This window comes from Pseudomonas peli, from assembly GCF_050563605.1.
In the GTDB taxonomy this organism is placed as follows: Bacteria; Pseudomonadota; Gammaproteobacteria; order Pseudomonadales; family Pseudomonadaceae; genus Aquipseudomonas; species Aquipseudomonas peli_A.
Map to the genome: position 1 here is coordinate 442,458 of NZ_JBNXUH010000002.1, position 14,626 is coordinate 457,083.

At 59.9% G+C, this 14,626-nt stretch carries 14 protein-coding genes; 7 read left to right on the forward strand and 7 right to left on the reverse strand.

The annotated features are described in order from the left end of the window. Positions 1–27: 27 nt before the first annotated feature. Entirely contained in the window at positions 28–309 is a 282-nt protein-coding gene (locus ACQ4LH_RS04320; protein WP_430696078.1) for a GNAT family N-acetyltransferase, read from the reverse strand. 518 nt (positions 310–827) lie between these two features. Here ACQ4LH_RS04320 and oprI point away from each other — a divergent pair. Next, the gene (gene oprI, locus ACQ4LH_RS04325) at positions 828–1,079 is read left to right on the forward strand and encodes an outer membrane lipoprotei OprI (RefSeq protein WP_090242095.1); all 252 of its coding nucleotides are present in this window, start codon (positions 828–830) and stop codon (positions 1,077–1,079) included. 136 nt (positions 1,080–1,215) lie between these two features. On the opposite strand, the gene ACQ4LH_RS04330 is transcribed toward oprI, so the two are convergent. Genes ACQ4LH_RS04330 through ACQ4LH_RS04340 form a run of 3 tightly spaced genes read right to left on the reverse strand, consistent with a single transcriptional unit; the run spans position 1,216 to position 3,191 of the window. Beyond that, positions 1,216–2,169: a L,D-transpeptidase family protein gene (locus ACQ4LH_RS04330; protein ID WP_430696079.1), complete on the reverse strand. Its 954-nt coding sequence runs from the start codon at positions 2,167–2,169 to the stop codon at positions 1,216–1,218. Between the two features lie 58 nt (positions 2,170–2,227). Beyond that, a complete protein-coding gene (locus ACQ4LH_RS04335; RefSeq protein ID WP_430696080.1) occupies positions 2,228–2,527 on the reverse strand; it encodes a hypothetical protein in 300 nt (99 codons plus the stop codon). A 58-nt stretch (positions 2,528–2,585) separates the two neighbouring features. Next, on the reverse strand, positions 2,586–3,191 hold the full coding sequence (locus ACQ4LH_RS04340; RefSeq protein WP_430696081.1) for an arylesterase: 606 nt from the start codon (positions 3,189–3,191) through the stop codon (positions 2,586–2,588). Positions 3,192–3,201: 10 nt separating this feature from the next. Between ACQ4LH_RS04340 and ACQ4LH_RS04345 the strand changes: the two genes are divergently transcribed. From ACQ4LH_RS04345 to mnmC, 4 genes are read left to right on the forward strand one after another with little or no spacing between them, the layout of a single operon-like run. Further along, positions 3,202–3,885, forward strand: coding sequence for an ABC transporter ATP-binding protein (locus ACQ4LH_RS04345; RefSeq protein ID WP_430696082.1), 684 nt, complete (start codon positions 3,202–3,204; stop codon positions 3,883–3,885). Next, on the forward strand, positions 3,885–6,383 hold the full coding sequence (locus ACQ4LH_RS04350) for an ABC transporter permease (protein WP_430696083.1): 2,499 nt from the start codon (positions 3,885–3,887) through the stop codon (positions 6,381–6,383). The genes ACQ4LH_RS04345 and ACQ4LH_RS04350 overlap by 1 nt, the downstream gene beginning before the upstream one ends. A 34-nt stretch (positions 6,384–6,417) precedes the next feature. Next, positions 6,418–6,915, forward strand: a complete 498-nt coding sequence (gene greB / locus ACQ4LH_RS04355; protein ID WP_430696084.1) for a transcription elongation factor GreB — start codon at positions 6,418–6,420, stop codon at positions 6,913–6,915. Next, positions 6,912–8,891 (forward strand): bifunctional tRNA (5-methylaminomethyl-2-thiouridine)(34)-methyltransferase MnmD/FAD-dependent 5-carboxymethylaminomethyl-2-thiouridine(34) oxidoreductase MnmC, encoded by a 1,980-nt coding sequence (mnmC, locus tag ACQ4LH_RS04360; RefSeq protein WP_430696085.1) that lies wholly within the window; start codon positions 6,912–6,914, stop codon positions 8,889–8,891. The genes greB and mnmC overlap by 4 nt, the downstream gene beginning before the upstream one ends. 34 nt (positions 8,892–8,925) lie before the next feature. Here mnmC and rlmKL read toward each other — a convergent pair whose 3' ends face one another. Then, positions 8,926–11,199, reverse strand: coding sequence for a bifunctional 23S rRNA (guanine(2069)-N(7))-methyltransferase RlmK/23S rRNA (guanine(2445)-N(2))-methyltransferase RlmL (rlmKL, locus tag ACQ4LH_RS04365; RefSeq protein ID WP_430696086.1), 2,274 nt, complete (start codon positions 11,197–11,199; stop codon positions 8,926–8,928). A 425-nt stretch (positions 11,200–11,624) separates the two neighbouring features. Here rlmKL and rmf point away from each other — a divergent pair, with 425 nt between their 5' ends. After that, positions 11,625–11,840 (forward strand): ribosome modulation factor, encoded by a 216-nt coding sequence (gene rmf, locus ACQ4LH_RS04370; RefSeq protein ID WP_090255928.1) that lies wholly within the window; start codon positions 11,625–11,627, stop codon positions 11,838–11,840. A gap of 247 nt (positions 11,841–12,087) precedes the next feature. On the opposite strand, the gene ACQ4LH_RS04375 is transcribed toward rmf, so the two are convergent. Together ACQ4LH_RS04375 and ACQ4LH_RS04380 are read right to left on the reverse strand one after the other, a co-directional pair. Next, positions 12,088–13,122 (reverse strand): quinone-dependent dihydroorotate dehydrogenase, encoded by a 1,035-nt coding sequence (locus tag ACQ4LH_RS04375; RefSeq protein ID WP_430696087.1) that lies wholly within the window; start codon positions 13,120–13,122, stop codon positions 12,088–12,090. 80 nt (positions 13,123–13,202) lie between these two features. Next, positions 13,203–13,424 carry a DUF2835 domain-containing protein gene (locus tag ACQ4LH_RS04380; protein WP_430696088.1) on the reverse strand — a complete coding sequence of 74 codons (222 nt, stop codon included), beginning with the start codon at positions 13,422–13,424 and terminating at the stop codon, positions 13,203–13,205. 150 nt (positions 13,425–13,574) lie between these two features. Here ACQ4LH_RS04380 and ACQ4LH_RS04385 point away from each other — a divergent pair, with 150 nt between their 5' ends. After that, entirely contained in the window at positions 13,575–14,453 is an 879-nt protein-coding gene (locus ACQ4LH_RS04385) for a DUF6685 family protein (protein ID WP_430696089.1), read from the forward strand. Positions 14,454–14,626: the final 173 nt, after the last annotated feature.

Sequence of the window (14,626 nt, forward strand, 5' to 3'; positions counted from 1 at the left end):
GACTGGCCTTTTTCTTGTCCGTATCACTCAGCTTTTATCCACCTGACGCTGACGGCGCACCATGTAGCGCTCCACGTAGGAGCACGAAGGAATCACCGTGTAACCCAGGCCTTCGGCATATTGCAGCGCATGCTCGGTCAATGCCGCTGCAATCCCGCGCCCACGCAACGAGTTGGGCACAAAGGTGCGGTAGATATCCAGGGTTTGCTTCCCAAGATCCATATAAGCAAGGTACGCCCGATCACCATCCACTGTGGTCTCGAATTGATGGCCTGCCAGGTCATGGTGAATGGACAACGCCTCGCTCATCGCAACTCCTCTGTTAACTCGTGCAACCCACTCTTTGCTTGCGCAGCAATCGGGTTACAGCATCATGCACCTATTAAGTTGTAGGCAATTATCCCGAGCTTATCAGGCCAAAACCTGTGAGGTCACGCGAATCAATGACTTAGATCACACACGACGGCGTTTCGACACCCGTGCAGCCCAACCGTTGCATCTGCCAGTGGTGCATTTAGATGCGAGGCCTTTGACCAATCATACTTGGGGGAATTCCGGAATCACTTTCAGGCTGCTTTGAACAACCGACACAGTAACAAAATGACTGTAAGCACTGCGCAAAGAACTGCCATCCCACCCAGAACTGATTGTTTTTCAACCAAAAGATAGCAAGCACCCCAACAACCACCGCATAAACAGAAAAAAACCTCTGCGGCTTGCCTTGCCTCCGTTTACTTACTACAAGTTACAGGTAGTATGTACGCCGGCTAATTTCCTACCATTAGGAAATTGCTTTTATGGAAAAACTCCACCTCAAGGGGAACACGATGAACAACGTTCTGAAATTCTCTGCTCTGGCATTGGCCGCAGTTCTGGCTACCGGTTGCAGCAGCATGTCCAAAGAAACTGAAGCTCGTCTGACTGCAACTGAAGATGCAGCTGCTCGCGCTCAAGCCCGTGCCGACGAAGCCTACCGTAAGGCTGATGACGCTATGGCTGCTGCTCAGAAGGCTCAGCAAACTGCTGACGAAGCCAATGAGCGCGCTCTGCGTATGCTGGAAAAAGCCAGCCGCAAGTAATAGCTCACAAGGCTATGACAAGCCGACCCAGTTTCTGGGTCGGCTTTTTTATTGCCAAGAGAAAGTACCCATCAATCAAAAGACAATAAAAAACCCGCAAGCGATTACGCATAACGGGCTTTTGAACAAGCTGAAGTCAGATAGCTGGCTCGGTCGCCACCATGGCCTGATCAGGCTGAGCAATTTCAACCGGCAAGCCATCTTCAGCCGCTACTACTTCGCGCAACATTTCCCAATCCAGACGCAGATCGGCGAACTGATCATTTTTCAGTAGCGCATTGATCACTGCAGTGTGTTTATCGACCACCGAAGCATCACCGGAATCATCCAGCGGTGCGTGCGCTTCCAGATAGACCTTGCCGCCACTACGACCAAACTTGTAAGGCTCGTTGATGATACGCACCGAGGTGCCCACAGAAACCATCGAAGCCAACTTCAGCACGTTATGGTTAAGCATGCGGAAGCAGCCATGACTAACGCGCATACCGATACCAAATTTCTTATTCGAGCCGTGAATCAGGTAACCCGGCACCGACAAGCCCATCTTGTATGGACCCAGCGGGTTATCTGGGCCTGGCGGCACGTAAGCCGGCAGCGGATCACCATCGGCAGCATGCTCCTCGCGAATAGACTTAGGCGGCGTCCAGCCCGGGTTCGGCGTCTTGGCCGTAATGCGCGCATTGGCAACCGGCGAGCTCCAGCCCTCGCGACCAATACCCAATGGATAGGTGTAAACCACGTTACGACCTTTCGGGTAGTAGTACAGGCGGTACTCGGCGAGGTTGATCACAATGCCTTCGCGCGGGCCAGGCGGCAGAATGTAGCGCGTCGGCAAAATAATCTCGTTGCCAGCGCCCGGCAGCCAGGGATCAACACCTGGATTGGCCACAACCATTTCCAGATAACCCAGGTCATTGGCCACACCTAGATCGGCAAAGGTGTCTTCATACTTGGCCTGGATCACCTGCACTTCACCAACGATATCCTCGCCAGGTGGCGGCAGAGGAAACTCAAGAGCATTGGCAGACGCTACCGCGAAGACAGCGGCAAGCGGCAGGCAGCGGGTGACGGCAATGGCACGCGACAACATCCGGAAATTCCTGACGAAAATGGTTGGTAAAAGTAGAAGGCGATTGTACACCGATTGATCAGCGGCTTGGATAGCTCAACGCCCCCGGCAATGCTGGACGATCACCGCGTTTCTGCGCCTCAAGTGTTGCCCGGCACGCAGGGCACAAGCGCTTGTCACGCAGCATCGTCTTATCCAGATCGCGCCACACCGGCTGCGCCGGCAACAAACCACCGCACAACGTACGGTCGGCAAACTGGCCCAACTCAAGCTGGCGCGCCAGCAAATGCACGCGCACTTCTCGGCAGGCGAACAGGTCAAGCTGCTCGTCGGGCTCGATCAGTTGGTAGGCATGCAAGGACCAGGCAGGGCGCGGCATTGAGGGCTCCAGTGCGGGGCCGCCACATTAGCCGAAAGGCACCGCCCAGAAAAGCCTGTCAGAGCAAAGGTTTCAAGGCCGGCCATACGTTATCCAGCAGCTTGGGTTGCGCTACGGCAGCAGGGTGAAGCCCGTCGTTCTGCATCATTGCAGGCACGCCACCTACACCTTCCAGCACGAAAGGCACCAAGGCGGTGTCGTACTCTTTCGCCACCTGGGGGAACACCTCAGCGAACGCAGTGGTGTAACGCACACCGTAATTGGGCGGTAGCTGCATGCCCAGGATCAGCACCTTGGCGCCTTTTTGCTGCGATGCCTGCACCATGGCCGCAAGGTTTTGTTGCAATTGCGCAGGGGGCTGGCCACGCAGCCCGTCGTTGCCTCCCAACTCGATAATCACCAGCTCCGGCTGATGCTCTGCAAGTAGCGCAGGCAGCCGTGCGGCGCCACCTGCGCTGGTGTCGCCACTGATCGAAGCATTGACCACTCGATGGTCAAAACCCTCCTCCGCCAAGCGTTTTTCCAGCAAGGCGACCCAACCCTGGCGGGTATCCAGGCCAAAAGCCGCGCTGATACTATCGCCGACGACCAGTACGGTACCAGCGAACGCCGCCGGCCCCCACAGCAGCAGGCTCAGGGCAGTACCGATCAACCACTTACGCATTGGATTCTCCATGAGCTCAAGTATTCTCACCGCGCGAAACCTTAGCAAAGTGGTCCCCAGCACGGAAGGCGAGCTAACCATACTCCATGATCTGTCGCTGGAGCTGGTATCTGGTGACAGCCTGGCGATTGTCGGCAGCTCCGGCTCGGGCAAATCCACCCTACTCGGCCTGCTCGCCGGGCTCGACCTGCCCAGTAGCGGCAGCATTGTGCTGGCCGGTAACGACTTAGCCAGCCTCGATGAAGATCAACGCGCACGCGTTCGCGCTGAACATGTCGGCTTTGTCTTTCAGTCCTTCCAGTTGCTCGACAGTTTGAATGCCCTGGAAAACGTCATGCTACCGCTGGAGCTTGAAGGCCATGCCGATGCCCGCCAGCGCGCTCGCAGCCTGCTCGACCGCGTCGGCCTGGGCCAGCGCCTGACCCATTACCCACGCCAGCTGTCAGGCGGCGAGCAGCAACGTGTGGCCATTGCCCGCGCCTTTGCCGCCGAGCCTGCGGTGCTGTTTGCCGACGAGCCCACCGGCAACCTCGACAGCCATACCGGCGAGCGGATCAGCGACCTGCTGTTCGAACTGAACAAGGAGCGCGGCGCGACCCTGGTGCTGGTCACCCATGACGAGCGCCTGGCGCACCGCTGCCAACGCCTGATCCGTCTAGAGGGCGGCCACCTGGTCGACCACGTGGAACCCTGATGAACCATCTGCCGTTTACCCGCCTGCTCTCCCTGGCCAGCCGTCAGTTGCTGCGTGATGCCCGCGCTGGCGAGCTGCGTGTGCTGTTTTTCGCCTTGCTGATCGCGGTCGCCGCCAGCACGGCCATCGGTTATTTCAGCGCACGCCTGAACGACGGCATGCTGCTGCGCGCGACTGAATTTCTCGCTGCAGACCTGCGCCTGACTGGCAGCTCGCCCAGCACAGCCGAGCAGATCAGCAGCGGCAAACAATTAGGGCTGGAACACGCGCAGCTAGTCGAGTTCTCCAGCGTGGTCGCCAGCGATGCTGGTATCCAGCTGGCCAGCGTCAAAGCAGCGGACAACGCTTATCCACTGCGCGGTGAACTGAAGAGTGCCGCCGCGCTGTACGACACCGAACACACTGGTCCCGGTCCGCAGCCCGGCGAAGCCTGGGCCGAAGCCCGCCTGTTTGTCGCGCTTAACCTCAAACCTGGCGACAGCGTGGAAGTCGGCGCAAAAACCCTACGTCTGACCCGCGTATTGACCTTTCTCCCGGACGAAGCCGGCGACTTCTACAGCCTGACGCCGCACCTGCTGATGCACCTGGATGACCTCGCCGCCACCGGCGTGGTGCAACCCGGCAGCCGCGTGCGATATCAGGAACTGTGGCGCGGCGAGGCTGATGCATTGGCGCAGTATCGTCAGGGCATCACGCTTGCGCCCAACCAGCGCCTGGAAGATGCCAAAGATGGCAATCGCCAGGTCGGCAGCGCCCTGGGCCGCGCCGAACGCTATCTGAACCTCGCCAGCCTGGCCGCCGTGCTACTGGCCGGGGTGGCCGTGGCCCTTTCGGCCGCACGCTTTGCCGCCAGGCGTTTCGATGCCAGTGCACTGCTGCGCTGCCTGGGGCTGTCCCGTAACCAGGCACTCGGTCTGTTTAGCCTGCAATTGGCACTGCTGGGGATTACCGCCAGCCTGATCGGCGCATTGCTGGGCTGGCTGGCTCAACTGGCTCTGTTCAATATGCTGCAGGACCTGCTCCCAGCGCAGATTCCGCCTGGCGGGCTGTGGCCCGCGCTGGCTGGTATGGCCACCGGGCTGGTCGCCCTCGCAGGCTTCGCCTTGCCTCCGCTGGCCGCGCTGGGTCGCGTGCCACCGCTACGGGTACTGCGCCGCGATCTGCTGCCGGTGCCGGCCAGTTCCTGGCTGGTGTATGGCGCAGCCTTGCTAGCACTCGGCCTGATCATGTGGCGTTTAAGCCTCGATCTGCAGCTGACCTTCGCCCTGCTCGGCGGCGGCCTGGTAACCGCGCTGCTGCTGGGCGGATTACTGCTGCTCGGCCTGCAGAGCCTGCGCCGCATGCTGGCCGGTGCTTCACTGCCCTGGCGGCTGGGCCTGGGCCAATTACTACGTCATCCACTGGCTGCAGCCGGGCAATCGTTGGCTTTCGGCCTGATCATTCTGGCCATGGCGCTGATCGCCTTGCTGCGTGGCGAGCTGCTCGACACCTGGCAGGATCAACTGCCTGAGAACGCGCCCAATCACTTTGCGCTGAATATCCTGCCGGCAGACAAAGACGCCTTCGCCGCTCGCCTTAATGAACTATCACCGCACCCCGCACCATTGTTCCCCGTGGTGCCCGGTCGACTGGTGATGATCAATGGCGAGCCAGTACGGCAGATCGTCAGCAAGGAATCCCAGGGCGAGCGCGCGATTCGCCGCGACCTAAGTCTGACCTGGGCCGCCGATTTGCCGGCGGACAATAAACTCATCGCAGGGAACTGGTGGACGGATGCGCATACCAGCGAGTTGCCGGGCGTATCGGTGGAGTCCGAGCTGGCCGAAAGCCTGCAACTGAAATTGGGCGACCGCCTGAGCTTCAGTGTCGGCGGGCTCAACCGCGACGCGGTGGTCAGCAGCCTGCGTGAAGTCGACTGGAACAACTTCCAGCCCAACTTCTACATGATCTTCCAGCCCGGCACCCTGCAGGATCTACCGGTCACCTACCTGACCAGCTTCTACCTGCCGCCGCAGTACGAAAAGCAACTGGTCGAACTGTCGCGCGCCTTCCCAGCCGTGACATTGCTGCAGGTCGAAGCGCTGCTGGCGCAACTGCGCAGCATTCTCGCCCAGGTCACACTGGCCATTGAGTTCGTTCTGCTGTTCGTCCTGGCAGCTGGCCTTGCCGTGCTGTTCGCCGGGCTGCAGGCGACTCTGGATGAACGCATCCGCCAGGGCGCTCTGCTGCGCGCGTTGGGTGCCGAACGCAAACTGTTGATCAAGGCGCGCCGCGCCGAGTTCGGCCTGCTTGGCGCGTCAAGCGGGCTGCTGGCGGCCTTTGGTTGTGAGCTGATCAGCTTCCTGCTCTATCGTTTTGCCTTCGACCTCACCTGGCAGCCGCATCCCTGGCTGCTTTTGCTGCCCTTGATCGGCGCGCTGCTGGTGGGCACGGCGGGCGTTCTTGGTACACGCAGGGCGCTAAACATCAGCCCGCTGACGGTGCTGCGCGAGGGCTGATAGACTCGCGCACCGCCTCCAACAAGCTGAACTAATGAGTCGCTACCGCCCACCACGCTCCGCCGGCACGCCCTTGATCACCCCCGAGGGCGAAGCCCGCATGCGCGCCGAGCTGCATGAGCTTTGGCATGTTCGCCGCCCCCAGGTTACCCAATCGGTCAGTGAAGCCGCGGCGCAAGGGGATCGTTCGGAGAACGCCGAATACACCTACGGCAAGAAGATGCTGCGCGAGATCGACAGCCGCGTACGTTTTCTGACCAAGCGCCTGGAAAACCTCAAGGTCGTCAGCGCCCACCCCAGCGATCCGGACAAGGTCTACTTTGGCGCCTGGGTCACTTTGGAAGATGAGGACGGCGCTGAATCGCGCTACCGTATCATCGGCCCAGACGAACTGGACCTGAAAAACAACCTGATCAGCATCGACTCGCCCCTGGCCCGCGCCCTAATCGGCAAAAGCCTGGACGCCGAGGTACGGGTACAAACCCCGACCGGCGAGAAGACCTGGTACATCGTCGCGATCGACTACCCGTGACCGACGCCCCAGAAGCCCCAACCCAGCAGGCCCTCCTTGAGTGGGATGAACAGGGCCAACCGCTGTCCAGCCAGTTCGCCGATGTGTACTTCTCCAACGAGAACGCTCTGGCCGAAACCCGCTATGTGTTTCTCGCCAACAACCAGCTGCCGGAACGCTTCGCCGCACTGACGGCCGATCAGCAGCTGGTCATTGGCGAAACCGGCTTCGGCACCGGGCTGAACTTTCTCTGCGCCTGGCAGCTATTTGAACAACACGCAGCACCGGGGGCGCGTCTGCACTTTGTCAGCGTGGAAAAATACCCGCTGCACAAGGCCGACCTGCACCGTGCACTGACCTTATGGCCGGAGCTTGCGCCCTACGCCGAACAGCTGCTGGCGCAGTACGTGGCGCTGCACCCAGGCTTTCAGCGTTTGGTGTTTGCGGGCGGGCGCATTGTTCTGACCCTGCTGATCGGCGATGCCCTGGAACTGCTCGGGCAGCTGGATGCCAAGGTCGACGCTTGGTTTCTCGATGGCTTTGCCCCAGCAAAAAACCCGGACATGTGGACGCCAGAACTGTTTAACGAATTGGCTAGGCTGTCCCACGCCGACACCACTCTCGGCACCTTTACCAGCACCGGCTATGTACGCCGGCGGCTGAACGATGCCGGCTTCAAGATGAAGCGTGTACCGGGCCTGGGCAAGAAATGGGAAGTGCTTAAAGGCGGTTTTATCGGTACAGCTGAAACAGCCGAAAATCCCTGGTTTGCCCGCCCACAGCAGCCGATTGGCGAGCGCAGCGCACTGGTGATTGGCGCAGGGCTGGCCGGTTGTGCCACTGCCACCAGCCTGGCCCAGCGCGGCTGGCAGGTCACCCTGCTGGAGCGGCACGGCGCCATCGCTCAGGAGGCCTCGGGCAACCCGCAAGGCGTGCTTTACCTCAAGCTCTCAGCCCATCACACCACGCTGTCACGTTTGATCGTCAGCGGCTTCGGCCATACCCGCAGGCTGCTAGAGCGTCTGCACAAAGGCCAAGACTGGGATAACTGCGGCGTGCTGCAACTGGCTTTCGACGCCAAAGAAGCGCAGCGCCAAACGCAACTCGCTGCGGCCTTTCCGGCCGACTTGCTGACAAACCTGGACAGAAGCGCCGCCGAAGCCAAAGCCGGCATAATCCTGCCAGCCGGTGGCTTGTTCTATCCCGAGGCGGGCTGGGTGCATCCGCCGGCACTGTGTGCACTGCTTAGCCAGCAGCCGAATATCCAGCTGCAACTGCATCAGGAGGCATTGGAGCTGCGCCGTGAAGGCGATCAATGGCAGGCCTGGAATGGCGAGCAGCTGCTGGCCAGCGCCAGTGTTGTGGTATTAGCCAGCGCTGCCGAGATCAAAGGTTTTAGTCAGAGCGCAGGCCTTCCGCTAAAACGCATCCGTGGGCAGATCAGCCGCCTGCCGGCCACAGCCGCCAGCCGCGGATTAAGCACAGTGGTGTGCGCTGAAGGCTATGTCGCCCCGGTACGCCAGAATGAACATACCCTGGGCGCGAGCTTTGATTTCAACAGTGACGACCTGGCGCTGAACAGCGCCGATCACGTGAGCAACCTGCATCTTCTGGAAAAGATATCGCCAGAGCTGGCCAACCGGCTTAACGTCGCCGCGCTGAGCCCAGAGCAACTGCAGGGCCGTGCAGCGTTTCGCTGTACCAGTCCGGACTACCTGCCGATTGTCGGCCCGTTAGCCGACGCAACCGCCTTTTCCGAGGCCTATGCGGTGCTAAGCAAGGATGCCCGCCAAGTGCCGGAAACGCCCTGCCCTTGGCTAGATGGCCTGTATATCAATAGCGGGCATGGCTCACGCGGGCTGATCACCGCGCCGCTGTCCGGCGAGTTGATCGCCGCCTGGCTTAACAACGAGCCGCTGCCAGTGCCCGCCGACGTGGCGCAGGCCTGCCATCCGAATCGCTTCGCCTTGCGCGCACTGATCCGCAACAAATCCTGAACACCGCGCGCCTGCGAGCAGGCGCGCGCAAGCATCAACCGCGCAGGCTGATCCGCCAGGCGCGGTGGATTTTTTGGTTGCGGGCAAAATCCGGATCGAGAGTCGATGCACTGATTTCTTCAACCTGATAACGCGCAGCCAGGCTCTCATCGAGTTCAAACTTGCGGAAGTTGTTGGAGAAATACAGCACACCGTCCTTGGTCAGACGGGCCATGGCTAGATCGAGCATCTGCACGTGGTCACGCTGGATGTCGAAGATGCCTTCCATGCGCTTGGAGTTGGAGAAGGTCGGCGGATCGATAAAGATCAGCTCGTACTCGCCGCGATCCTCGGCCAGCCAGGTCATAACGTCGCCCTGCTCCAGCTTGTTCTTGTCCGAATAACCGTTGAGCGACAGGTTGCGGCGCGCCCAGTCCAGATAGGTTTTCGACAGGTCGACACTGGTGGTGGTACGCGCGCCGCCCTTGGCCGCATGCACGGTCGCGGTGGCGGTGTAGCAGAACAGGTTGAGGAAGCGCTTGCCGGCGGCCTCTTTCTGAATACGCAGACGCAGCGGACGGTGATCGAGGAACAGGCCGGTGTCCAGGTAATCGGTGAGGTTGACCAGTAGCTTTACGCCGCCCTCGCTGACTTCCATAAACTGGCCTTGGGTGGCCTGGCGCTGGTACTGCTTGGTGCCGCTCTGGCGCTCGCGGCGCTTGATCACCACCTTGTTCTTGTCGACACCCAGCGCCTGCGGAATCGCGGCGATGGCATCAAACATGCGCTCTTTGGCTTTCTCAGGATCAATGGACTTGGGTGCGGCATATTCCTGCACATGCACCCAGTCACCATACAAATCCACCGCCATGGAATATTCCGGCATATCGGCGTCATAGAGGCGGTAGCACTCAACGCCTTCCTTGCGCGCCCATTTACCCAGCAGCTTGAGATTCTTCTGTAGGCGATTGGCAAACATCTGCCCGCCTTCGCTCAAGCGCGCCAGCTCAACCACCGGGGCAGGTGCAGGCGCCGGTTTGATCGGGTTGCCGTTCTTGTTGTACTGACGCTCCAGCGGCTCAAGCGGGGATTTGTCCGCTTCGGCCTGCTCGCGTTCACGTTCGCGCTGCTCAGGGGTACGACGCTCGCCGGTGACGAACTGCTCGGGCAGCACCTTGATCAGCAGCAGCTTGCACGGCAGTGCGCCATTCCAGAAAGCGTACTGCTTGTGGCTGCGGATACCCATGCGCTTGCCCAGGTCCGGCGCGCCGGTAAACACCGCCGCTTCCCAGCCCATGCAGGCCTGACGCAGACGCTCGCCGAGGTTCTGGTAGAGATACAGCAGGCTGGCTTCATCACCCAGGCGCTCGCCGTAGGGTGGATTGCAGATCACCAGGCCTTTCTGGTTCTGATCCGGACGCGGCTCGAAGGTCGCCACTTCGCCCTGATAGACCTTGATCCAATCACTCATGCCAGCGCGTTCGATGTTATTGCGCGCTGGCTGAATCAGCCGTGGATCGGCTTCATAGCCGCGAATCCACAGCGGTGGCTTGGCCATGCCTGCTGCCGCACGCTCTTCGGCTTCGGCATGCACTTTCTTCCACAAAGCCGGCACATGGCCCAGCCATTTGCTGAAGCCCCATTGCTCACGGGTCATATTCGGCGCGATATCGGCGGCGATCATCGCCGCCTCAACCAGGAAGGTGCCAACACCACACATTGGGTCAGCCAGTGCGCCGCCTTCGGCAGCAATACGTGGCCAGCCGGCGCGGATCAATACGGCAGCGGCGAGGTTTTCTTTGAGCGGTGCAGCGCCCTGCTGCAGGCGATAACCACGCTGATGCAGGCTATGGCCGGACAGGTCGAGGGAAAGAATCGCCTCACCGCGATCCAGGCGCAGGTGAATTCTCAGATCCGGGTTGAGCTTATCGACCGATGGCCGCGTACCGTCTTTCAGGCGCAGCTTGTCGACGATGGCATCCTTGACCTTCAACGCGCCGAAATGGGTGTTGTCGATGCCCGAGCCATTACCGCTGAATTCCACGGCCAGACTGCCGGTGGATTCCAAGTGCTCGAACCAGTCGACCTCCAGCACGCCTTCGTAGAGGCTCTGGGCGTCCTGCACGCTGTAGCGCTTGAGCACCAACAGCACGCGGTTGGCCAGACGCGACCACAAACACAGACGGTAGGCGGTTTCCATGTCGGCCATGCCACGAATGGCTGAGGTGTGCTCACGTGCGTCTTCAAGGCCGAGGCTGCTGGCTTCTTCGAGCAGTAGGCCTTCAAGACCCTTGGGGCAAGTGAGGAATAGTTCGTAACGATCCGACATGGGAGTTTCCAGTGCCTAAGGCAATCAACGGCGCGCAGACAAATCAGCACGGCCAAAATAAGTGACAAAGCATCGCAGCGCGACCCTTCGTCGGAATAAACAACAGTCTCAATCGCAATTAATTCGCGATAGCAAAACACCAGCATATCCAGCGCATACGCCCACAGCATAGGCGTTACAGCGATAACTCCGGGTAGGCGCCGCACCGCCTTATGGCCCGACCCTCAAAAAGGTTACGGCCTTATGACGAAACGGTCATTCACAGGCACCCGCGCATTCGTTAGAAATCTACCTAGGCCAGCACTGCAACGGTGCTGGCAAGGAGGCTCGCGACGCCGGCAGCGGACTCCGTAGGCAGAACGTTTCTGCCTGACCTTGCTACAAGGTCTAAGGGACATAACAGTCAACATTGAGGGCTTCACCCTATGAGAAGACTTAAGCGTGATCCGTTAGAAAGAGCTTTTTTGCGCGGCTATCAATACGGCATCAGTGGTAAATCCCGCGAACTCTGTCCATTCACCCTCCCCTCTGTCCGCCAAGCCTGGTTAAACGGCTGGCGCGAAGGCCGCGGTGACAATTGGGACGGCATGACCGGCACCGCCGGCATCCATCGACTTAACGAACTTCACGCTGTCGGCTGATTCAGGAACCTACCGACTCACCATGCGCGCTCCATCCGAGCGGCGGGCGCAAGCCCAGGGGCTCCTTTAGGGAGCCCTTTTTATTGCCTGCCATCCATGGCGGCAACCCTTCGGGCCGTCGCTACGCGACGTTAAAAATTCCTCCCGGTAATTTTTTATTGCCTGCCATCTATGGATGGCCACCCTTCGGGCCGTCGCTATGCGACGTTAAAAATGGCTCCAGGCCATTTTTTATTGCCCGCAGGATTTAGGCCTGAGGCTTATGCGGCAACGCCGCAATCGCATCGACCGCTTCGCGAATCAATGCCGGCCCCTTGTAGATAAAGCCGGAGTAAATCTGCACCAGGCTGGCACCTGCGGCGATCTTCTCAGCCGCATGCTTGCCTTCGGTAATGCCGCCCACTGCAATGATCGGCAAACGGCCTTTCAACTCACCGGCCAGCACTTGCACGATGTGCGTGCTCTTCTCACGCACCGGTGCACCGGACAAACCACCCGCCTCATCCGCACATTCCAGACCATGCACATCTTCGCGGCCCAGCGTGGTATTGGTGGCGATCACCGCATCCATGCCGGCCTCAACCAGCGCATTGGCAACTTCGATGGTTTCCTCATCGCTCATGTCCGGCGCGATCTTGATCGCCAGCGGCACACGCTTACCGTACTGCGCGGCCAGATCTTCCTGACGCTTGCGCAGGGCTTCGAGCAATTGCTTGAGCGAATCACCAAACTGCAGGCTGCGCAGCCCTGGGGTGTTCGGCGAGCTGACGTTAACGGTGACGTAGCTGGCGTGTTGATAGACCTTGTCCAGGCACAGCAGATAGTCATCCACTGCATTCTCGACCGGTGTATCGAAGTTCTTGCCGATATTGATGCCCAGCACGCCCTTGTATTTGGCTGCCTGCACACGGGCCAGCAGATGATCTACACCGTGGTTGTTGAAGCCCATGCGATTGATGATCGCCTCGGCCTCAGGCAGACGGAACAAACGTGGCTTCGGGTTACCCGGCTGCGGCCGCGGCGTTACTGTACCGATCTCAACAAAACCGAAGCCCAGCTGAGCAAAACCATCGATGGCATCGCCGTTCTTGTCCAAGCCGGCAGCCAAACCGACCGGGTTGGGGAATTCCAGCCCCATTACCTTGACCGGCAGCGCGGCCGGGCTCTTGGTCAGTAAACCGTTAAGCCCCAGACGACCGCCGGCACCGATCAAGTCGATGGACAGTTCATGGGAGGCTTCGGGGGAAAGTTTGAACAGCAGCTCGCGGGCCAGGGTATACATGGGCAGGCTTAGCTCGATAAAGTTACAAAGGCCGCGATTATAGCCGGCTGCGCACCTGATAGGCGAGGCGCACGGCGCTATCAGCCCAAGCGGCGTAGGCTGAGTAACTCACCGGCCGAGCTGAACTCGAGCTCGAAGGAACCATAGACCCCGTCATGGGTCAGAAACGGCCGAAAATGGTGGGCCGGCACACTGACACTCCGTCCATCGCGACTTTGCACTAATATCCGGTTGGCACGCCCTTGATAGACCACACGCAAGCGCTCGGCCGGTAACGCAATATCAAACACCAAACTGGGCATGGAGGCACCTTTGCAACTGACAGCATCAATCTTGCCATACGCGGCGCGTATGCCCGGTAAAAAACCTGTCGGCACAGCCGATAAAGCCTGTGCAGGCCCGCATGGGCTCTGCCAAACTGGCAATGGTGATTTTGGAGTTCGTACCTGGCCATGAGTCTGTCTGAGCAGCCTTCCACCCTCAGCTCACGCCTCGGTGCCTTAGCGCAACGGCTAGGCCTTATCGGCCGTGGGCAACGCCAGATACTCGAGCGCGCCAGCCAACTTCGCCTGCCCTTCAGCCCTCTGCCGCAACTGCGTGACAGTATTTGCTGGCAAGACGGCCCACAGCTACACCGCCTGATAGACCTGCCCCGCAGCGCACTCTCAGGCCCGGTTCAGGAAGACAAGGCGCAAGCCCACGCCATGCTGGTGCGGGTAATCGAGGCGCAAGAACAGCAGCTGTCATCGTTCGACCTGCGCATGATCGACGGCCTATCGACCTGCAACCCTCAGCAAGCCAACCACGCCAGCTTCGAGGCTTTTGCCGCCAGCGAACCCTGCCGCCAGGTACGCATCATCAGTTACAAGGACTTCGTCAAAGCCATCAGCCAGGCGCTACCGCGCTTTCTCGCGGGCGAACGCATCAGCCTGCGCCAAGCCAGCTGGCGCGGTGAACGGGTGTTCTGGGCCGGCGAGCATCACAGCGAAGCCTTCGCCTGCGCCATCGCTTACGCACGCAGGCGTGAGTTGGAGGTCAACTTACCAGCCGAACTCAGCCATTACCGCCTCAGCGAGCAAGGCCTAAGCAACCTTCAGCAGCACTACCACGTACTGGGCATGCCCAATGCGGCCTGGAGCGACCCTGCGTTTATGGCGCTACTGCTGGATAACGGCCTGCCCTATGCGCGCCTGTCCCTGCTAGGCGCGCCAGGCTCACCGGAATTTCTCCTGCTGCCCAAACACTCCAGCGAAGCCATGGCACTGGGCGAAGGCCTGCGTCTTGCGGGTGCGCCGGATGTGGTGGGATATTTGCGGCAGTTACAGAGCTAAACTGCATACCATGGCCCACGGTATGTTTCTCACCGCTAAGTTCTCTCTTTAACTTCAGCAACCTAGGTGCACTCAGTTACTTATGCTCCGGCTGAGTAACTATTTGAGCCATCAGTATTGAACTGATTAAAAATAAGCCCACTTCCTCTACGGTCGCGGGCTAATGATATATA